This is a genomic window from Microcoleus sp. ARI1-B5 (assembly GCF_036705795.1).
In the GTDB taxonomy this organism is placed as follows: Bacteria; Cyanobacteriota; Cyanobacteriia; order Cyanobacteriales; family Microcoleaceae; genus Microcoleus.
This window is the reverse complement of sequence record NZ_JAUBVK010000012.1, coordinates 116,350-135,997: the sequence shown is the minus strand read 5'-3', so window position 1 is coordinate 135,997 and position 19,648 is coordinate 116,350. Positions and strand designations below refer to the sequence as shown.

15 protein-coding genes and 1 riboswitch are annotated in these 19,648 nt (G+C 46.2%); of the genes, 9 read left to right on the top strand and 6 right to left on the bottom strand.

The features are described from left to right. Positions 1 to 255 precede the first annotated feature (255 nt). The 4 genes from QUB63_RS18880 to QUB63_RS18865 all read left to right on the top strand — a co-directional run bounded on the left by QUB63_RS18880 (position 256) and on the right by QUB63_RS18865 (position 4,218). Positions 256 to 1,125, top strand: a complete 870-nt coding sequence (locus QUB63_RS18880) for a DUF2382 domain-containing protein (protein ID WP_332946800.1) — start codon at positions 256 to 258, stop codon at positions 1,123 to 1,125. A 287-nt stretch (positions 1,126 to 1,412) separates the two neighbouring features. Next, the gene (locus QUB63_RS18875; protein ID WP_332946799.1) at positions 1,413 to 2,306 is read left to right on the top strand and encodes a DUF2382 domain-containing protein; all 894 of its coding nucleotides are present in this window, start codon (positions 1,413 to 1,415) and stop codon (positions 2,304 to 2,306) included. A gap of 360 nt (positions 2,307 to 2,666) precedes the next feature. Then, entirely contained in the window at positions 2,667 to 3,152 is a 486-nt protein-coding gene (locus QUB63_RS18870) for a glutathione peroxidase (RefSeq protein ID WP_332946798.1), read from the top strand. Between the two features lie 604 nt (positions 3,153 to 3,756). Then, the gene (locus QUB63_RS18865) at positions 3,757 to 4,218 is read left to right on the top strand and encodes a VOC family protein (protein WP_332946797.1); all 462 of its coding nucleotides are present in this window, start codon (positions 3,757 to 3,759) and stop codon (positions 4,216 to 4,218) included. A gap of 56 nt (positions 4,219 to 4,274) precedes the next feature. Here QUB63_RS18865 and QUB63_RS18860 read toward each other — a convergent pair whose 3' ends face one another. From QUB63_RS18860 to QUB63_RS18845, 4 genes are all read right to left on the bottom strand, one after another. Then, on the bottom strand, positions 4,275 to 6,860 hold the full coding sequence (locus QUB63_RS18860) for a PAS domain S-box protein (RefSeq protein WP_332946796.1): 2,586 nt from the start codon (positions 6,858 to 6,860) through the stop codon (positions 4,275 to 4,277). A gap of 130 nt (positions 6,861 to 6,990) precedes the next feature. After that, positions 6,991 to 7,263 (bottom strand): hypothetical protein, encoded by a 273-nt coding sequence (locus QUB63_RS18855; protein WP_332946795.1) that lies wholly within the window; start codon positions 7,261 to 7,263, stop codon positions 6,991 to 6,993. A 705-nt stretch (positions 7,264 to 7,968) separates the two neighbouring features. Further along, a complete protein-coding gene (locus tag QUB63_RS18850; RefSeq protein WP_332946794.1) occupies positions 7,969 to 10,113 on the bottom strand; it encodes a PAS domain-containing sensor histidine kinase in 2,145 nt (714 codons plus the stop codon). A gap of 150 nt (positions 10,114 to 10,263) precedes the next feature. Continuing rightward, on the bottom strand, positions 10,264 to 10,608 hold the full coding sequence (locus tag QUB63_RS18845) for a slr1659 superfamily regulator (protein ID WP_332946843.1): 345 nt from the start codon (positions 10,606 to 10,608) through the stop codon (positions 10,264 to 10,266). A 570-nt stretch (positions 10,609 to 11,178) separates the two neighbouring features. On the opposite strand from QUB63_RS18845, the gene cynS reads away from it, so the two are divergent. The 3 genes from cynS to QUB63_RS18830 all read left to right on the top strand — a co-directional run bounded on the left by cynS (position 11,179) and on the right by QUB63_RS18830 (position 14,035). Next, a complete protein-coding gene (gene cynS, locus QUB63_RS18840) occupies positions 11,179 to 11,622 on the top strand; it encodes a cyanase (protein WP_332946793.1) in 444 nt (147 codons plus the stop codon). 372 nt (positions 11,623 to 11,994) lie between these two features. After that, positions 11,995 to 13,377, top strand: a complete 1,383-nt coding sequence (gene clpX / locus QUB63_RS18835) for an ATP-dependent protease ATP-binding subunit ClpX (RefSeq protein WP_332946792.1) — start codon at positions 11,995 to 11,997, stop codon at positions 13,375 to 13,377. 55 nt (positions 13,378 to 13,432) lie between these two features. After that, positions 13,433 to 14,035 (top strand): type IV pilin-like G/H family protein, encoded by a 603-nt coding sequence (locus QUB63_RS18830; RefSeq protein ID WP_332946791.1) that lies wholly within the window; start codon positions 13,433 to 13,435, stop codon positions 14,033 to 14,035. On the opposite strand, the gene QUB63_RS18825 is transcribed toward QUB63_RS18830, so the two are convergent. Both QUB63_RS18825 and QUB63_RS18820 read right to left on the bottom strand, forming a co-directional pair. Continuing rightward, complete coding sequence (locus QUB63_RS18825) at positions 14,027 to 15,283, bottom strand: serine/threonine protein kinase (protein WP_332946790.1); 1,257 nt, start codon at positions 15,281 to 15,283, stop codon at positions 14,027 to 14,029. The genes QUB63_RS18830 and QUB63_RS18825 overlap by 9 nt on opposite strands. A 205-nt stretch (positions 15,284 to 15,488) precedes the next feature. Beyond that, entirely contained in the window at positions 15,489 to 17,531 is a 2,043-nt protein-coding gene (locus tag QUB63_RS18820) for a bifunctional serine/threonine protein kinase/MFS transporter (protein ID WP_332946789.1), read from the bottom strand. A 142-nt stretch (positions 17,532 to 17,673) separates the two neighbouring features. Beyond that, positions 17,674 to 17,837: riboswitch (cobalamin riboswitch) on the top strand. A 22-nt stretch (positions 17,838 to 17,859) separates the two neighbouring features. Between QUB63_RS18820 and QUB63_RS18815 the strand changes: the two genes are divergently transcribed. Together QUB63_RS18815 and cobW are read left to right on the top strand one after the other, a co-directional pair. Further along, entirely contained in the window at positions 17,860 to 18,270 is a 411-nt protein-coding gene (locus tag QUB63_RS18815; protein WP_332946788.1) for a DUF1636 domain-containing protein, read from the top strand. A 261-nt stretch (positions 18,271 to 18,531) separates the two neighbouring features. Then, entirely contained in the window at positions 18,532 to 19,566 is a 1,035-nt protein-coding gene (gene cobW / locus QUB63_RS18810; RefSeq protein ID WP_332946787.1) for a cobalamin biosynthesis protein CobW, read from the top strand. The last annotated feature ends 82 nt before the right edge of the window (positions 19,567 to 19,648 follow it).

Sequence of the window (19,648 nt, the reverse complement as noted above, 5' to 3'; positions counted from 1 at the left end):
TCCGGCGCGGGGAGTAGGACACGCCATTGCCGTGTCCCTACGGTTCGCTTTGACTTTTAATAATTGGTATGAGATTGAGGGTGGTAAAGTTTTACAACCTTTAAAATAGCTAAGCGCGCTAGCACAAAAGAAGAGAAGGGGCAGTATTCCTCTAGTATTAAACACCCTAAATTATACACTTCTGACTTTAGGGAGAGGGAAGTCAACCAATTAATTTCTACTATTAATTTAAGTAGAGCAACGAGGAAAAAACACATGGCACTTCAAAAATTAGCTGAATTTTATCCGAATTACCAGGAAGAAATTTTTGCTGGAGACGACATCAAGGGATTTGATGTTTATGCCGGCGACTCTGATGAAAAAGTGGGCACCGTTTATGATGCTTTGGTTGATGAAACAGGCCGTTTTCGCTATCTGGTAATTGATACCGGTATTTGGATTTTTGGCAAAAAAGTATTGCTGCCGATCGGCTCGGCCCGCTTCGACTACGGAGCCCGTCGCGTCTACGCAACAGGCCTTCGCAGCAAAGCTCAAGCAGAACAACTGCCGGCTTACAATGAATTAGAACCATTAGATTACGATCGCGAAGAACAGGTAAGAGGCGTCTACCGCAATCAAGGCACAGCAGCAGCAAGCACAGCAGCAGCAAGCACAGCAACTCCTGCTAGCTACGATCGCAGCAACTACAGCTACGATATGGATCGCCCCCTCTACGAAACCAACGAACAGAACCACCAAAATCTCAAGCTTTATGAAGAACGCTTGATTGCCAACAAACAGCGCGCCAAAACAGGCGAAGTAGCAGTTGGTAAGCGCGTGGAAACTGAAACAGCAAGAGCTTCAGTTCCCATTGAAAAAGAACGAGTTGTAATCGAGCGAGTAACACCTGTAGAAGCGGGTAGAGTAGTTTCTGTCGGTGAAGCTGACTTCCAATCAGGGGAAGTTGCACGCATGGAAGTCTACGAAGAAACGGCTGACATTCACAAGGAAGCCTACGTGCGCGAAGAAGTCAACGTCAAGAAAGAAGTTGTTCGCAGCACGGTTGACGCCGAAGAAACCTTGCGCCGTGAAGAATTAGACATTAAGACCGATGGAACTCCGGTTGTAGATAATAAAACTATCTAAACCAACCGCAGGAGGTATTGAATAGGAATTGCGCATTAATGACATAATTCTGTCAGCGCGCAGGTTTGAATTGTGGCATCGCGCAATTCCTAGATGCAGACGGCGGTTGAAACCGCGTCTACAAAAACTTTCGTCCGCGGCTCGACGCTCGCGAAGCCGAACGTCCTCCGCGGACCCAAGAAGATAACGTAATTTTAACCGCCCACTCGGAAACCCGCTATACAAGCGGGTGCAAGTTTGTATAAACCGGGTTTCAACCAGGTCTTATTAGCAGGAAAGTTTAAAAAATGAACGGTCAAGCATCAGCCGCAAAAATAGCAACTGCCCAATCAATGACCCGTCTCAACCGGGTGCCGGAAAAAGTCAGAACTAAGCTAAAAAGTTTTACCGTCAAAGATAACCAAGATCACTTGGTAGGCAAAATTAAAGATGTCTATTTTGATGCTAACGGTCAGCTAAACTTTGTGGTGGCAGGGCTAGGGAGCGAAAATCGCCGCATCTTTTTAGTAAGTATTAAGCTGCTCAAAAAAGTGGATTATCACCAAAAAGCGCTGTATGTAAGTATTAATTCGGAACAAGTCGATCGGCTGCCGGGAATTTCGGCAAATGGCGAGCCTCAGTCTTGGAAAAATCCCTCTGAACAGCTTAGTGAAGCGAGCAACAGCGAGTCAACTCATCCCTCAACAGTTATGTCAAATCTAACAGATGCCGATCGCACAAATGAAAATTTGGATACTGATGAGCATGAGGAAAACTTGGATATTGTCGATCGAGAAGTAATTCGCCTGCTAGAAGAACGATTGGTGATCAATCGCAGCAAGCGCAAAGTCGGCGAAGTCATTGTCCGCAAAGAAATTGAAACTCGGATGGTACAAGTGCCGATCCAGTGGGAAAAGTTGATTGTCGAACAAGTCGGCGACGATCCGAAGGTGTTGGCCGAAATAGATTTGGGCGAGGGAAACATTACTGGTATAGATTTGACTGAGATTAAGAGCGATCGCCAGGAACCGACTGTTAAGGCTGAATTTACCTCGGTGCAGAAAGCTAGCAAAATCTTAAATGCGATCGCCTCTCAACCCCGCCACGGTTGCGTCAAAGTCCGCCTAGAAATAGTTTTGGAAGACAAGCAACTTGAGGATACGTACCAAAAATGGATGACCCAAAGCCACTCTGATAGTTAAACTGTTCGTCCTTTTCGCTGTGGACTTTAGCTATTACAGTCCTGGACCCAACTGTCACATTAAATAAAAGTACAAATAAAAGTACGTAGTTGCGCTTTAGCGCTATCTTATATATAATATAGCGCTAAAGCGCAACTACGTACCTATTGGGAAATTTCATGGCCATCTACTAAGATCGATCGTGTTCGGTAAATTAACCGTAATTTTGGTAGGGGCGCGTTCACCAATATCTATAATATAAACCCGAGCTCCGTCAACCTGCCCCGGTCGGGATATTTAATTTTTGAGCGATCGGCATCTAGACAAGATTGTACCGAATTGCGGTAAGATTGTCGTGGTCAAATTTAGAAGTATTTGAAAATGCCCAGCACCATCTCCGACATTAATGTAAAAACGATCGCAGGCGCAGACAAGCAGCTAGGAGAGTACGCTGGCAAGGTACTCTTGATAGTTAACGTAGCTTCTCAATGCGGCTATACACCTCAATACAAAGGACTCGAGGAATTGAGCCAGAAGTACGGCGCTGCGGGCCTTTGCGTGTTAGGATTTCCCTGCAACGACTTCGGAGCTCAAGAACCCGGAAGTAACGCAGAAATCGTCAATTTCTGCACTACAAAATACGGCGTCAGCTTTGAATTATTTGACAAAGTACGGGCTAAAGGCAGCCAGCAGCACCCGCTGTACGCTAAGCTTACGAATGCAGTCGATCCCAAGGGCGAGGTTTCGTGGAATTTTGAGAAATTCTTAGTTAGCAAACAAGGTGAAGTGGTTGCCCGATTCCGCAGCAGCGTGGGCCCTGATTCGCCAGAACTGATCGCTGCGATTGAGCGAGAATTGGCAAAATAAGAAGTTCGGCAACCGATTTCAGTTGACAGTTGACAGTTGACAGTTGACAGTTATTGTAGGGTGCATCAGGACTGAATGTTTTGCATACAGACTAACAATTTTTCCCCGCTGGGCACCCTACGATTAGTTAGCTGGTTTTTGTCTTCTCTTCCCCATTGTTGACAAGTTATTGTAGGGTGCGTCAGGGCTGAATGTTTTGCATACAGACTAACACTTTTCCCCCGCTGGGCACCCTACGATTAGTTACCTGTTTTTTTCTTCTCTTCCCCATTGTTGACAAGCAATCAGCAATTAACAAATGCCGGTGATTGGATTTAATAGGAGAAAGTTTTAAGTTAATGGAAAATACATCGGGATTAGATTTAGCTGTAGGTTTACTTGCCTTCGCGATTCTGGGAGGCGGGCTGGCAATGCTATTTGTAGGTATGGCATCGTTCCCTAAAGAAAAATAACCATAATTGAGATTATGTCCTCACGATCAAACTTAAAATTGGTTCGCCTCCGCGGACTTGGGTCCTCCAATTTCTCTGAGGACTGAAGTCCTCACGATCGAACTCGGGATAAATCTCACAGCATCCAATTTTAACATTCGCAATTGACAATCATGCAAACTACCGAAAGCACCGTCAAAATTGTCCTCGCGCCGGGGAACTTGCGCCGCGTGCACCATATCGCTTTAAACGTGCGAGACATGAAAGCTTCCCGCCACTTCTACGGTACAATTCTCGGCTTGCACGAACTCACAGGTGCAGAAATTCCCGCAAGTTTAACAGAAATGGTCGCGGATGGTAAAGTTGCTAATTTCATCACTCCAGACGGGACTGTGATTGACTTATTTTGGCAGCCAGATTTGGAACCGCCAAACCCAGATCCCGAGAAAGCTTTTACTCGCGCCAACCACTTGGCCTTCGATATCGATCGCGATTTGTTCGATCGCGCTCTGGAAGTGCTAAAGTCAAATCAAATTGCGATCGACAGCGGCCCGGTAACGCGCGCTACAGGACGCGGCATTTACTTTTACGATCCCGACGGATTTATCATCGAAATCCGCTGCGATGCAGTTTAAACAGTCGCTATTGCCCTGGCGGTGGGCGGCGTAGCATCCTACAGGCGCAAGTTATTTTACTTTCCGTCTTTGCTAATAGGTTGCTTCGGCCAAGTAAACCTAAAAGTTGCTCCCTCACCTTCAGCAGATTCCAGAGAAATAGTACCACCTTGACCTTCGACAATTTTCTTCACCAGCGACAAACCAATGCCAGTATTTTCAACTTTATCGCGAGCTTCCAAGGTCTGAAAAATCACAAAAACTTTATCGTGATATTGAGGAGCAATTCCCGGCCCGTCATCGGCTACAGCAAACTCGTAAACAGTCTCTAACTCTTTAACCGATATGTTTACGTGACCGGATTCACCTCGATTGTGCTTGATGGCGTTGCTAATTAAATTAGCAAAAACCTGCTGCAACGGCAATCTTTCGGTCACAAAAGTTGGCATTCCCGGTTCAACTTTCACCTCAAATCCCGACGGCGGCGCCAACGAATCAATAATTTCTGCTAATAACTTCTCAACTTTTACCGTTTCTGAAGCTACTTGAATGCGTCCGACGCGGGAATATAGCAGCAGTCCCTCAATCAATGCTTCCATCCTGTGAACTCTGCCGCGCAGCAGGTTCATTTGGTGCACAGTATCCTCTGTCATCGCGTCGCTGAGGTCTTCTTCTATCCAACTGCTGAGATTTGCGATCGCCCTGAGCGGCGCTTTCAAATCGTGAGAAACTACATAAGCAAACTGGTCTAATTCTTGATTCCGCTTTCTCAAAATACTCGTCGTTTGAGCCAGCGTCTGCGCCGTCCAACTCAATTCTTGAGCGCGCAACCGCAGCGATTCCTCAGCTTGTTTGCGATCCCTAATATCTTCTACCACACCCATCAGAAATTGAGTGCCATTTTCTTCTCGCAGCAGCGAAACCGTCAAGTTTGCCCACACCAACTCTCCGTCTTTGCGGATGTAGCGCTTTTCCAGAGAGAAATTTTCAATTTCTCCTGCTAATAATTGGCGCACAAGTTCCAGTTCGCTTGCCAAATCTCCGGGCCAAGTAATCTCCTGAAATCTTTTTTCCATCAATTCTTGGCGGCTGTAGCCCAAAATTTCGCAAAGTTTTTGATTGACTAACAGCAGCTTGCCATCGACACTCGCTTGGGCCATGCCGACTGCCGCCTGCTCAAAAGTAGCGCGAAACCGCTGCGCGCTTTGGGCTAAAGCAATTTCTGAGCGCTTGCGATCGCTAATATCGTTGCTGATTTCCAAAATAGCCACCGGTTGATCTCGATCGTCGTATTGCAAAGTCCACCGGCTTGCCACCATTATTTTTGTGCCGTCTTTCTTGGTGCGCACCAGTTCCCCTTGCCAAGAGCCCCGCTCGAAAAACACTTTTTGAATGGTCTCAAAAGGCTGCGTCCATTCTGTTTGCAAAAGCTCGTGAATATTTTTGTCGGTTGCTTGCGACTTCCGCCACCCGTAGAGCCACTTTGCTCCCAAATTCCAATAAGAAATCACCCAGTTTAAGTCGAGTACCGCGATCGTATCGTTCGCCAAATCCAGCATTTGCGCTTGCTTTCGCAGAGTTTCCTCAGCTTGTTTCCGTCCTCTAGCATCGCGGCAAATCGCAATAAACAAGTGTTGATTTGCCAGACGCATCTCGCTGAGGGCCAACTCCATCGGAAACTTGCTTCCGTCGCTGCGAACTCCCACTGTTTCCTGTTGGTAAGTCTTCAGCTTAGCATCGGGATTTAACATAAAATATTCGATCGAATAATCCCCCGCACTGCTGTACGGCTGCGGTTGAGCTATCAGCCCGCGCAGGTTCGAGCCAATTACGCGATCGGCTCGAAGGCCAAAAATCTTTTCTGCTGCCGCATTAAAAGACTCAATATTTCCCCGTTCGTCCAAAGTAATAATCCCGTCAGCCGCATTATCTACCACAGCTTGAATGCGAGTTTTACTTTCTTCCAAGCCCGCTTGCCGCTTCCTCAATTCCTTCTCTAAACTATCAAATAAATACCAGGAAGCCCCGGCACCCAAACAGCCGACAAGCAAACCAGCAACTTGCACGAAATTAGTTAAATCTACCAACTCCCGTATTTGCCGCTCTACAGCGTTCTGGTAGGCTTCGCCGGCATCAGCAAACGCATCTATTTTTTCGCGCAGCTTATCCATCTTCAATTTGCCTTTAGCGAACACCTGAATTGTTGCCGGCGACTGCACGCTTGTTGCGGAACTGTCGAGCTGATTCAAAGTATTTTGCAAAAAAATTATTTGCTGTTCGGTACTTTTTTTAATTTCTTCAAATCTCTGAGCTTGCAGTTGATTTTCTGCCACCGAAACCTTGAGTTTAGCCAGCAGCGGAGGCAAACTCTTCTTTGCTTCTAAGTAGGGTTCTAGAAATTCGCGGCGCTTCGTCAACCCGTAACCCCGAATGCCCGTTTCCGCATCCACCACCGTGGTTAACAAGCGGTTAGTTTCCTGAAGTATTGCCTTATTAGTATCTGCTCGCCTTCTTCTCTGTAGGGTACTATCCCGGAGCCCTGCAATTGCTATAAGCGAAGCAAACAGACAAATCACGGGGATAGCAACGATAACTGTTCCCCGCTGGCGAATTGGTCGGTCTGTCCATACAAATTGGAGGCAGCGATCGAGCAAATACTTCACGGATATTGAAGGAGAAAGTTTGCTGCCAGTATATCGCTTTTTGGCAATTTATGCTAGGGATAAGTTCGTTTTTTTTGGTTTGGCATCGCCAGGGACTAACCGTGGAAACTAGATTAGGCCCTTGCGATCGCTAGCTACTGACAGTGACAGCAGATTTTTTAGCAAGCTTTTTAAGCGGAGGCAAGGAGAACGAAAGGCGTTTTTTCGGCAGCGAGACAGCAGGCGAATCAGAAAGAGTTGTTTCTACTTTACTTTCGTTTTCGCCTGCTGCTTTTGCTTTCAAACTAGAGTCTGTTTCGCAAGCGTTCTGAACTGTGGGAACTACAGTCCATCTGCCTGTAACGGGATCGCGATAAGAAGTGAAAGGATTTGTTTTTAGCGGTTGACTGCAAGGTTTAATCATGTAGATGCACTCCTGTGATTTTGATAACTTGCGCACTGATGAAGGCCCCATTGCTATGGGGCCAGTAGAGGCGGCAGTGTGCAGGCAAAAAGCAGAATTGTGTTTCTGCGTCCAGAGACGTTTGATAATTCCTGATTTCCTGTTAACTTTTGCCTTCTACTGGTTAGCGACCCTAGCATTAGTTTTACCAAATTGCCTTTCTAGAAGCAACCCCCCACCCCCCGTTAATCAGGTTGAGGTGCGACTTTTGAATGCAGCGAGGCGCTATACCCTGTCTGCGACACAAGTTTGGGATAATACAGGTATTCTAGGCTGGAAAAAAATGCTAATTTGCGATCGGTAACAGAGGTCGATCGCGATCGGTGTCACAATTAACGGGGAATTGGTCAAACAGGTCATTGGTCAGTAGTCAGTAGTCATTGGTCAAACAGGTCATTGGTCATTAGTCATTGGTTATTGGTAATGGCGAATTGGTAATGGCGAATTATTATTGCATCTTTCACCAATCCGTTAAATCCGTTAAATTCCCATCGCGCGATCGTTGCCTTCTTCCTTCTTCCTAGTGACTGATGACTAATGACGGCGGACGTTCGCGAGCTCTTGCGTGCTCGCCAAACATGACCAATGACTAATGACTAATGACCAATTACCAATTACCAATTACCAATTACCAATTACCAATTACCAATTACCAATTACCAATGACTACTGACTAATATCTACTTTAACCTTTAATTGAACAGTAAAAGTAGAGCCAACACCCAACTGACTCTCAACAATAATATCGCCGCCCATCATCTGACAAAACAAGCGGCTGATCGCCAATCCCAAACCAGTGCCGCCGTACTTGCGAGTAGTCGAAGCATCCCCTTGCATAAAAGGTTGAAACAAACCCTGCTGCTGCCCAGCAGACATTCCAATCCCCGTATCAGATACCTGCAAATAAATCCAATCGCTGCCGCCTGCTGGTTCGCGAGTGGCGCGGAGGATCACCGTTCCACCTTCGGTAAACTTCAGGGCATTCGAGAGCAAATTGAACAGAATTTGCCGGACTTTAGTCAAATCTGCATACATCACTCCCAAATTGGGAGAGCAAGAAACTTGCAATTGATTGTGATTTTTTTCGGCCAAAGGGTACAAAATTGCAACGACTTCTTCTATTAAATTACCGAGATCGAATTCTTCTAAGTAAAGCTCCATCCGACCGGCTTCTATCTTAGAAAGGTCGAGAATATCGTTAATTAAAGTCAGCAAGTGTTTGCCGGCGTTATGAATTTTTTGGGTATCGGGAATGATGTCTTCGAGTCCCGATTCCAGTGCTTCTTCTTCTAGCATTTCGCTGTAACCGATAATCGCGTTGAGCGGCGTCCGCAGCTCGTGGCTCATATTGGCTAAAAAAGTGCTTTTAGCTCTGGAAGCTGCTTCTGCTTTGTGCAAGGCTTCTTGCAAGGCTATTTCGGCTCTTTTGCGCTCGGCAATTTCGATGCGGAGCAGTTTATTGGTGGCGGTGAGTTGAGCGGTGCGCTGATCGACGGTCATTTCTAGCTGCGCTTTGGCTTTGGAGAGTGCTTCCTGAGCCCGCTGGCGTTCAAATCCTTCGATCGCCAGCGCGACCAAATTTGCTAAAGAATCGGCGAAGGTGCGCTCCTCCAGAGCCCACTGGCGGGGCGCGCCGATATGTTCCAGAGAGAGGATGCCGACGATCTGGCCGCCGAGCCTAATTGCTACATTTAAGATCGATGAATTTGGCTTGTTCTTATTCGGCAGCACAGCGGAATGTTCGCCTATCGATGATAAGTGGCACAAATTTGTTTCGATCGAGTTTTGAGTGTTGGGCGCGGGTTCTAAACCGTTGTCCTCAGCTAAGTTTTCGCCCGGTGCGTCGCCTTCGATATCTAAAATTGAAAATTTTAAATCGCTTGCCGATATGGACTGGCGGCTCAAATGATTCTCGTGAGTGCGATCGTACAAGTCGAGACAAACTAATTTGAGGTTGGGGATTTTAAATTTAGAAGGATTGACCGACTCGTTTTCCTCTCGGGCGGCCGCCTCTGTATCGAGTGATTCTGTTTGGTTGCGGGCGATCGCTCTCTTGGTAAAATTTAGCTGGGGATCGATCGTCGGGTAACGAGTTCCAAATCTGACATGGTTGTAAAGCCAGACGCTGACTTTTTCCACCTCCAAAGTGCGGGCGGCCGCCTCAGTAATTTCGCGAATTCCCACATTCAGCGCACCGCTGTTGAGAGTCCTCTGCCGCCCTAGCTGCAACAAAGCCAGACTCTGGCGGCGGAGCCGCTTTTCGCTCTCTTGGAGGGTTTTTTCTGCTTCCTTGCGCTGGGTGAGGTCGTACAAGGCGCACAATGCCGTCGGCTGACCGTTAAACAGCAGGGACTGAACCGATATCGTCGCCCAGAAAGGGGTGCCGTCTGACTTTTTGCAGTAGAGTTCGTAGTTTTGCAGGTATCCGTCTTTGGCGAGGGCGTCGAGTACAAGCGGGCGATCGCTGGGGTTGAAGTAAAAGTCTGGGGTGCTGCTGCCGATCAATTTTTCTAGGGGTATGTTCAACAGAGAAGCCACTTGAGCGTTCGCATACAGAATTAAGCCGTCCGAGAGGCGAGAAACCAATACCGGAACCGGAGTGGCCGAGGCGATCGCCCGAAACTGCTCTTCGCTCGAACGCACTGCCAACTCAGCTTGAGAGAGCAAATGAGCTTCCATCGTATCCGAATGTTCGGTGTTAGTCTCCAGCAAGATTTCTAGATCGGCTTTTTCGCGCTTCAAGTTTTCAAGCTCCGCACTCAGTCGCTGAACGTCCAAAAGTAGCTGTTCTCTCGATGCTTCTTCCTGCATAGCAATTGACTGTTCGTAATTTTTAGTATGTGCTGAAGTTTTTTACGGTTTGGTGCTAACTTAACTATGACTTATTTGCATTAACTTCAGCCGCCCTCCTTCAGCTTCCCGGACGCTGGCGAGGGACTCACCTTTACCTTGTGCGATTTACTATTCCAATTCTAAGTGCAAGGAAGGCATCAGCCGCTGCAAGTTTTTCAGCGATTTTCCCTGCCAGGGTATCTGTTTAGAGCCTTTGACGGCGATTTGAATATTTTTTTGCTGGCGCACTTTGATGACAAATTTTGATACAATATTAATCCCTGAACTATTTAAAAATTCGAGTTTTCGCAAGTCTAGAGTAATCGTATTTGGCTTTGAGTCAGCCACTTCGTTGAGCAGATCGACGATCGGCGCGTATTCTTCCATCTGGCTGAGCCGGAACGAGCCGCAGCAGGTGACTGTTTGGGTAGCGCGATCGTACTCGATGGTGTAATCTTTGGTCTGAATATCCATACTTTTCTGGCGTTGTCGGTTGTGAGCGGTAAAGGGGCTTTGGCTCCGTCCGCGAGAATTGAGCGTCATTAGATTTTAGATTCGGGCCTTGGAGATTTTAGATTTACAAAGCAGCGCAGTGAATCAGCGAGCAGCAACTAGGGTCTAAAATTTTGGGCTGCCCGAGCCCGTGCGCGGCACGGTATCCGTTTTTGGGCGGGGTTCAGCCTGGCACGATCGAATGAAAGGCCGTTTGCATGAGTTTGTGTAACTTGCATTAGATCTACTGCCAACTGTACCATTGCCACAGGGCTGTTATGAGTTATTTGGGGATTTATCAGTTGCTATACCAGTTTTCAACAAGAATGCAACTGTAGGCCCGCTCTCCACCCTGGTAGCCATCAGTCATTGCCAATTCTTCAATTCTTTAATCTCCCATCTAAAATTGTATGAGTTGTGGGGTTGACCAGACAAGCTTTTGCTGAAGTTCCTCCTTTATCACTTCTGTTTTTTTATCAAATTACTATTGACAATTTCACCAAAATGTGAGAGATGTTTCATATGGCACCCCAGTGAGTTGGAGAATATTTAATGGCAATTTCTGAAATAACAGAAAAGCTTTTGGCTGCTAAAAAAGCTAAGGGAATTAGTTTTGCCGAATTGGAAAAAGTTTTGGGTCGCGACGAAGTTTGGATTGCTGCGGTTATTTACCGTCAAGCTACCGCATCGGTGGATGAAGCCGAGAAAATAGTCTCGGCTTTGGGATTGGATAGCCAGACGGCTGCGGTGCTGTGCGAACCTCCGTTAAAAGGTTCTTTGGATGCAACAGTTCCGGTTGACCCGCTGATTTATCGCTTCTATGAAATTATGCAGGTGTACGGGATGCCGCTCAAAGCAGTGATCCACGAAAAATTTGGTGACGGGATTATGAGCGCGATCGACTTTACATTGGATGTCGAGAAAGAAGCAGACCCAAAAGGCGATCGAGTGAAAATAATTATGTCGGGAAAATTTTTGGAATACAAAAAATGGTAAGCCCGTGCCGCTTTGCTCAAGAGTGAAAATTAAAAATTAAAAATTTGGTCGAATCACTGATGACTAATGACTCATGGCTCAAAAGTGTTAACTTAGAAATAGAGATAGCGAAGCTTGACCCCCGCCCAAAAACGGATACCGTGCCCGCGACAGGAGTCGTGAGCCGCCCAAAATTTTAGATCGAAGTTCAAGCTCCAAAATTCATCAAGGCGAGTAAATCTAAAATCTAAAATCTCAAATCGAAAAATCTCAAATCGACTGACTGGCTTGGGTGTCCGATCGGGAAACCTTTCTAGGGCAGAGAATCGGTCGATCCCGGCCCAACTTCCCTGTCGAAACAAGCAACCGGAACCGTAAAGTAAGAGGCTAAATATGTCAAAATATGACTCCCATCTCAGATGCTCCTTTTGCGGCAAGTCGCAGGAGTACGTCCGCAAGTTAATAGCTGGGCCCGGCGTCTACATTTGCGATGAATGCGTGGAACTGTGCAATGAAATTTTAGAGGAGGAGTTCTTTGACTCCAGCAAAACAATTGGTCAACAGAGTCCCCAGTCAGAGGTGCGAGAGTCTCAGGGACAAGGAACGCGGCGCCCTGGTCGATCGAACAAATCGAAAATCGTTCTAGCCCAAATTCCCAAACCCACAGAAATTAAACAGCATCTAGACAACCACGTCATCGGCCAGCACTCAGCAAAAAAAGTCCTTTCTGTAGCAGTTTACAACCACTACAAGCGCTTGAGCGCAGACCAAACCAAAGAAAACGGCAAATCTTCCCCCGACAGCGATGTCGAACTGCAAAAATCCAACATCCTGCTAGTCGGGCCGACAGGCTGCGGCAAAACTCTGTTAGCGCAAAGTTTGGCGCAAATGCTGGAAGTCCCGTTTGCAGTAGCCGACGCGACGACGCTGACAGAAGCTGGATATGTCGGCGACGATGTAGAAAATATCTTGCTGCGGCTGTTGCAAATGGCGGATTTTGATGTCGAAGCGGCACAGCGGGGGATTATTTATATTGACGAAATTGACAAGATTGCTCGCAAAAGCGAAAACACTTCGATTACCAGAGATGTATCGGGAGAAGGAGTGCAGCAAGCGCTGCTAAAAATGTTGGAAGGAACGGTGGTTAACGTGCCCCCCCAAGGCGGCCGCAAACATCCTTACCAAGATTTTATTCAAGTTGATACTAGCAAGATTCTGTTTATTTGCGGCGGTGCTTTTGTCGGTTTAGAAAAGATAGTTGACCAGCGTTTGGGTAAAAAATCCTTGGGCTTTATTCAGCCAACAGAAACCGAAAGCAACTCGACTCTGCCGGCGAAGGATAAGCGGGCTGCTGATATTTTGCAGCAGGTACAGCCGGATGATTTGGTCAAGTTTGGTTTGATTCCTGAGTTTGTGGGGCGGATTCCGGTGGTGACGGTGATTTCGCCGCTGGATGAAGCGGCTTTGATGCAGATTTTGACTGAGCCCCGGAATGCGCTGGTGAAGCAGTATCAAAAACTGTTGAAGATGGATAGCGTGGAGTTGGAATTTGACCCGGAGGCGCTGCGGGCGATCGCCCAGGAAGCCTACCGCCGCAAAACTGGCGCCAGAGCTCTCCGCAGCATTTTAGAAGAGTTAATGCTGGATGTGATGTACGAGTTGCCTTCTCGCAAGGATGTTGCTCGCTGTACGATTACGAAGGAAATGGTCGAGAAGCGATCGACTGCCGAATTGCTGTGGCATCCCGCATGGCGCAAACAACACGAAACTGCATAGTTTATAGTTTGTAGGGTGTGTGCAGCGCACCCTACAAGCTTGGCAAATTTACTTTATGACAGTCAAAAAAATGTCAGCCAATGTAGCTAAAGCCAGTAAAAAATCGAGATTGTCAGTATCCAGTTTGCTGCCGAGGATTGCAATTTACAGCGCGCTTGTGGCTGGCATGATGGCGTCATTTTACGATTTTCAACTCAATACGATCGTCCTGCGCTCGTCCCCGTCAAGGGGTCAGAAATTTTTAGAAGCCAGACAATATATGGCAAGCATCAATAGAGCGCAGCAAGCTTACTATGCAGAGTACGGTCAATTTAGCGATAACATTCCCCAACTGGATCTAGGACTTAAAGAACAGACCAAGAACTATAATTACACGATCGTCTCATCAATGGGTCCGGTTCAAACTAGGCACAATCACCGCGAACCAGCACAATTTGAAAGCGCGATCGCGAGCGCCAAACCTACTGCTAGGAACCCCGGGAAATCCTACACTGGCGCAGTATTTGCTTACAAAGAAAAGGGTAGCAATCTAATAAAAACTATTTGGGCTATATGCGAGAGCGATCGCGAGAACGGAACTTATGCAGAAACTTGGAACCCGCCAACTTTTGACGGCAAAGAAATTAAATGCCAGCCCGGAACAACTATGTTAAGGTAAAACCTTGAAACTATTTTGCGCCACTCTTTGACCCCCTAAGTAAAATTGAAACTGCCAATTGCCCGGTTTGTCATCTTTTTTAAAATTGTACCAGCACCAAGTATTTAATCGATCGCCCGTCGTTTTTAAATAAGATTGACTCTGGGCTGCGAATAGTCCTTGAGGGTTGACAACCTTACAATAACTTCTATATTTTCCTTCTGGCAAGTTAGCAGCACTGACAGCAAAATAGACTTTTTTTTTTTGCTTCAAAGACCAAAAATCTCTAGTTTTTGTCGATTCTAGTTCGTCAGTTAACATCACTTGAGTCTGAGGATTTAACTTTTCTGCGGTGATTACTGGTTTGAGATCGACAAATTTCCAGAGCAAAGGAATAAAAATAGCAGCAATTGCTGTTAATAATCCGACTGATATCAGTGCGAGTTTTGACTTGTTACGCTGCTGAACTACCTCTAGGGGAATCAAAGCATGGAGGGCAGCATCCGCCGAAGGATAGCGGTGTTTGAAATTAGGTTCCACCATTTTTTGCAGCCAGTCAAGAAACTCTGGAGTTAGCTGCGGCAAGCGATGTTTAAAATTAATCCGCCCCGTATCGTCCATCAAACTGCCAACTTCGGTAGAATTGATGCCGATTAGCAAGCAAATTAGCGTCGCGCCGAGACTGTATAAATCCGATGCAACAGTTAGCTGCCGGTTGAACATTTGTTCTGGCGGCATAAAGCCCAAGGTTCCTTTGACAACGCTGCTGGCGGCGACTTCTCCCCCGCCGATTCTAGCAAATCCGAAATCGACAAGGCTGACATTCATCCGGTCATTTACTAAGATATTTTCTGGTTTTAAATCTCTGTGGATGACTGGCGGAACCCGATTTTGCAGGTATTTGAGTATTTCTAAAACAGAGATAGCAATTTGCTTGATTTGTTCGGGCTTCCAGCGGTTAGAATTTGCCAAGGAAGGGGCATCTTTGTATTCTTGCACCATGCAGAAACCCGATGCAGTTGGGAAGGAATCTAAATAGCGGGGAATGCTGGGATGGTCGAGTTCTCGCAAAATCTGAATTTCTTGTTCGCAAGCTTGATATTGAGCCCAATTAGCGCCTGTTTGGGCAAATTGAAATTGTTTGACGGCGACGGAACGTTTGGTATTAATTTCGGTAGCGAGATAAGTAACTCTACCGCCAGCGCGATTGTGTCCGAGTTCGCGGGTTATTTGATAGCCGTAGTTGGAAAAGTCAGGAAAAGCATTCATAGGTAAATAGTTGATAGTTGATAGTTGATAGTTAGTAGTTGAGAGTTGTGATAGTTAATAGCGAGGTTTTTAAAAGTTGGATTTAAAGCGAACTCTCGAAACAATCCGCCAACAACAGGCAGGAATGCAGGCTCTTAATGTTTGGTAAGGTTTTTAGTGAGAACTTCAGTCATTGAGGTTTAAAGTCCTTGCTGCGAACAAGTTTTTACGGTTTAATTAAATTTGGTCTGGATTTGCGATAGTTGGCAAGCATTCTTTTTGGTTTAAAAACGAGCGAGTCAATTAACGGAATTCCAGTGACGGCTAGAGATGTCATTATCGTTCCTCCTACAACTAACATTTCTCTAGGTTCAACCCCTTCTAAGTGAAATTTTAACTTTAAAAAGTTTATAAATGCTACTGACAAACTCATACAAAATCCGGCAGTTAGAAAAGCTCTTTTGGTAGCATCTACTTCAAGAATTTGTCGGGCTATCTGCTGGTCAATCAGCTTGTTAAATACCGAAGAGACTATTTTGTAAATCAGGGAGGCCAGCGCTAGAATCCAGAGGAATCTAAAGCTAGTATACAAGGTAAATAATACAAACAGCATAATAACTGCTGCTTGTACCGTAACATTTTCGCTCGTAAAATCCGTAGTCCTTCGTCCTAGTATTAAGGCTGCAAGTAAAGTTACTGGGATCGAAACCAGCACTGACCCAGCATACACAAAATTTATTAATTGGTAATCGATCGTACCCTTCGCGATATCAAAAAAAATACTGGTTAATAGGCTGCTAATAAAACCCGAAAAAATCAATCCTATTAACCCTCCACATAAAGCTAGAAACCAATTAAAATCATATTTTTTTGATTGGGCTGTAATGGCAATTTCGGCGACTACAAATCCCAAGAAGCCACTCGTAAAACAGAGGGGGAGCAGGATAGTAGTAGTCCCCGAATACAAAAAGATGTCAACCTCCGGAGCGACGAAACCATAATCAATCCAGTCAATTATCAAAACTGTTAACAGCAAACAGCACATAAAACTTGCTAATATCAAACAGAACATAAAAATCAGCCTGAATACCGACAAAAAATTAGTTTTTTGCGGTACGGGCAGCGGGGCTGTTGTAGCTTGCAATTCTATTGTATGAGTTTCTGGTTCAGAATTTGCGCGCAAGATGATTTGGCGGTTGTAAGTTTGACTTTCCAGCAATTTGCTCGTATCGACTGCGATTTTGCACTCGATATTATTGCTTTCAAATGCCTGCGGTTCAAAGGAGATCCAAGAGTGGTCGTAGGGCGTGTGGGGCGGATCGTTCGGATGCGGCGCGACTTCCCACCTGCCACAAAGCATTGTATCGGGAATTGGGTTGCTAATGGCAATCGTCCCTGTTAAGATTTCTCCATATTCTGTGGCGGTGAATTCAATGCGATGGCGGTAAATTCTAACTTTCGGCAAGCTGCTGACATCCAAAGATTGTAGCGCAGTTAAAGCATCCGCAGCCGACTGATATCTATCTTGAATTCTCGACGCTACCATCCTTTCCAGCCAATTCATCCAACCCTGCTGCAACGGCGGTACTAAATGCCGGAAATGAATGCCATAATTGGCATCAACTAAATTACCGACATCCCCAGATTTCGTACCAGTTAACAAGCAAATCAGCGTTATCCCCAAGCCGTAAAGGTCGGATGCTTTGGTTAATTTTCGGTTGAACATTTGTTCGGGTGGCATGAATCCCATCGTGCCTTTGACGACGCTGCTAGCCGCGATATTTCCACCTCCTAGCCGAGCAAAACCGAAGTCTACTAAATAAACATTTAACTCTTCGTCGATTAACAAGTTTTCCGGTTTGATGTCGCGGTGAATTACGGGCGGTTTTTGGGATTGCAGGTAAGCTAGAATTTCTAAAGTGGCGATCGCAATTTGTTTGATATCCGGCGGCGATAAAGTGCGATCGATCGCACTTTCGGCATTTTTGTATTCCTGCACCATGCAGAAACCGCTGTCAGTCCCGAAAGCATCGAGATAGCGGGGAATTCCAGGGAAATCCAAACTTTCGAGCACTTTGATTTCCTGTTCGTAAGCTTCGTATTCTGTCCAGCTAGCACCTAATTGGGCGAATTGAAATTGCTTGATGACAACGGAGTTTGTTGTGTTAATTTTTGTGGCGAGATAGGTGACGCGGCCGCCCAGACTGTTGTATCCGAGTTCGCGGGTTACTTGATAGCCGTGTGCGGAAAAGTCGCGAAAAGCGTTCATAAGGTTCGTAGTGAGGACTTTAGTCCGCAGAAATATCAGAGGACTAAAGTCCTTACTACGAACCGGGTTAATTTATGTAGCTAGATATTAAAACTTGCTTTTACCAAGATAACTTTTTTGGGAAAAGGCGGCAAGTGTGATAGGATTTGAATTCGCGATCGGTTCTAGCGGGGAGCAGCCGCCAGAGGAAACGGGGAAAGTTCGGTGCAAGTCCGGCGCTGTCCCGCAACTGTAATAAGGTTTGTAGTAAGGACTTCAGTCCTTCGCCTTTGAAGTCAGAATGCCCGCCGATATCTAACTCACTTTTGAACGCATCTGCGAGGTACGGATGATGAATGGAACTAACACGGTTGTACGCACAAAACACTGTCTTTTGGTTTGCACTGCTTGCGCTAGTGTTTGGAAAGACGGCAAGCGCGAAGGTAAAAGCGGCGGTCAACAATTCATGGAAGATTTATCGAAACTCGCTCAAGATTGGGAGTTTTGCGAGCAGTTTGATATTCGAGAAGTTGAGTGCATGAGTGCTTGCAGTCATTCTTGTGCGGTGTCTTTTGCTGCTGCTGGAAAGTATACTTATCTGTTTGGTGATTTGCCCGCAAATGAACCGGAAAGTGTCGAGGCTGTACTGGAATGCGCGGGTCAATACTATGCTAAACCAGACGGTTTGTTGCCTTGGGCTGAACGTCCTCAAGCTCTGAAAAAAGGTGTTTTGGCGAAAATCCCGCCGCTGCCAAATTAAGCTCTTTCCTTCCAGGCTTTGCCCATCGGCGATAACTAAGGCTACCACTCCGCCAGGGACTTAAGTCCCTGGCTAATAGCGAAAGTCCTCTAAAGAGGACTGAGAATAAAAATTTTAAACTCATTAGTCCTCTTGAGAGGACTTTCGCTCCATCGGCAGGGGTTTAAACCCCTGCCGGACTGTCGGTTTAACGAGTTTCCTGTCAGCAATTGACTGACCCAAAATTGAAAGATATTCAATCACACAACAACTAAATTACTAATGCACAAAATCCCTGTTACAGTTATCACTGGTTTTCTCGGTAGCGGCAAAACTACCTTAATTCGCCATTTGTTGCAAAACAATCAAGGCCGCCGCATTGCTGTTTTGGTTAACGAATTTGGCGAAATCGGAATTGATGGAGAACTGCTGCGCGATTGCCAAGTTTGCGACGAAGAAGAAAATGTCAGCAGCAATATTGTAGAACTAACAAATGGTTGTCTTTGCTGCACTGTTCAAGAGGAATTCTTGCCGACTATGCAGGAATTGTTGAAGCGCCGCGACCAAATTGATTGTATCTTAATTGAGACTTCTGGCCTCGCACTTCCTAAGCCTTTGATTCAAGCTTTTCGCTGGCCGGAAATTCGCACGGGCGCTACTGTTGACGGTGTGGTTGCTGTTGTCGATTGCGAGGCTGTTGCTAGCGGTTCTTTTGTCGGCGATATCGATGCTTTGATGGCGCAGCGACAGGCTGATTCTAGTTTGGATCACGAAACTCCGATCGAGGAATTGTTTGAAGACCAGTTGGCCTGTGCCGATATGGTACTGTTGACGAAGGTCGATCGCGTGAATTCAGAAACTCACCAGAAAGTTCAAACCTGGTTGCAGCAAGAGTTGCGCCCGAGCGTGAAAATTGTTCCCTGCAAGGCTGGCGAAATTAACCCGGATGTGCTGTTGGGATTTAATGCGGCGGTTGAGGATGATTTGGAGTCCCGCCCGAGTCACCACGACACGGAAGAGGAACACGAACACGATGATGATATTAACTCGACTTTCTTTATTGCCGATCGCGAATTTGAACCGGATGCTTTGGTGAAAAAGCTGCAAGCCTTGATGCAGCAACAGGAAATCTACCGGATTAAGGGGTTTGTGGCGGTTCCCAAAAAACCGATGCGGATGGTGTTGCAAGGTGTCGGTTCGCGTATAGAATATTTTTACGATCGCCCTTGGCAACCTTCGGAACTCCGCCAAACCAAACTGGTGATTATTGGTAGAGAGTTGGAGCGCGATCGAATTGCAGCTATGATTGGCAGTTAATTCTCTTGAGTCATCGGTCATACCTACAAAGGTTTGTAGTGAGGACTTTAGTCCTTTTCTGGATGCGGACTAAAGTCCTCAC

Excerpts from the sequence above, each read along its gene's own strand:
- clpX (WP_332946792.1), top strand. The coding sequence starts at position 11,995 with ATGTCAAAATATGACTCCCATCTCAGATGCTCCTTTTGCGGCAAGTCG.
- QUB63_RS18850 (WP_332946794.1), bottom strand. The coding sequence starts at position 10,113 with ATGCAGGAAGAAGCATCGAGAGAACAGCTACTTTTGGACGTTCAGCGA.
- QUB63_RS18855 (WP_332946795.1), bottom strand. The coding sequence starts at position 7,263 with ATGATTAAACCTTGCAGTCAACCGCTAAAAACAAATCCTTTCACTTCT.
- QUB63_RS18830 (WP_332946791.1), top strand. The coding sequence starts at position 13,433 with ATGACAGTCAAAAAAATGTCAGCCAATGTAGCTAAAGCCAGTAAAAAA.
- QUB63_RS18825 (WP_332946790.1), bottom strand. The coding sequence starts at position 15,283 with ATGAATGCTTTTCCTGACTTTTCCAACTACGGCTATCAAATAACCCGC.
- QUB63_RS18815 (WP_332946788.1), top strand. The coding sequence starts at position 17,860 with ATGATGAATGGAACTAACACGGTTGTACGCACAAAACACTGTCTTTTG.
- QUB63_RS18880 (WP_332946800.1), top strand. The coding sequence starts at position 256 with ATGGCACTTCAAAAATTAGCTGAATTTTATCCGAATTACCAGGAAGAA.
- QUB63_RS18875 (WP_332946799.1), top strand. The coding sequence starts at position 1,413 with ATGAACGGTCAAGCATCAGCCGCAAAAATAGCAACTGCCCAATCAATG.
- QUB63_RS18820 (WP_332946789.1), bottom strand. The coding sequence starts at position 17,531 with ATGAACGCTTTTCGCGACTTTTCCGCACACGGCTATCAAGTAACCCGC.
- QUB63_RS18865 (WP_332946797.1), top strand. The coding sequence starts at position 3,757 with ATGCAAACTACCGAAAGCACCGTCAAAATTGTCCTCGCGCCGGGGAAC.
- QUB63_RS18870 (WP_332946798.1), top strand. The coding sequence starts at position 2,667 with ATGCCCAGCACCATCTCCGACATTAATGTAAAAACGATCGCAGGCGCA.
- QUB63_RS18845 (WP_332946843.1), bottom strand. The coding sequence starts at position 10,608 with ATGGATATTCAGACCAAAGATTACACCATCGAGTACGATCGCGCTACC.
- cobW (WP_332946787.1), top strand. The coding sequence starts at position 18,532 with ATGCACAAAATCCCTGTTACAGTTATCACTGGTTTTCTCGGTAGCGGC.
- cynS (WP_332946793.1), top strand. The coding sequence starts at position 11,179 with ATGGCAATTTCTGAAATAACAGAAAAGCTTTTGGCTGCTAAAAAAGCT.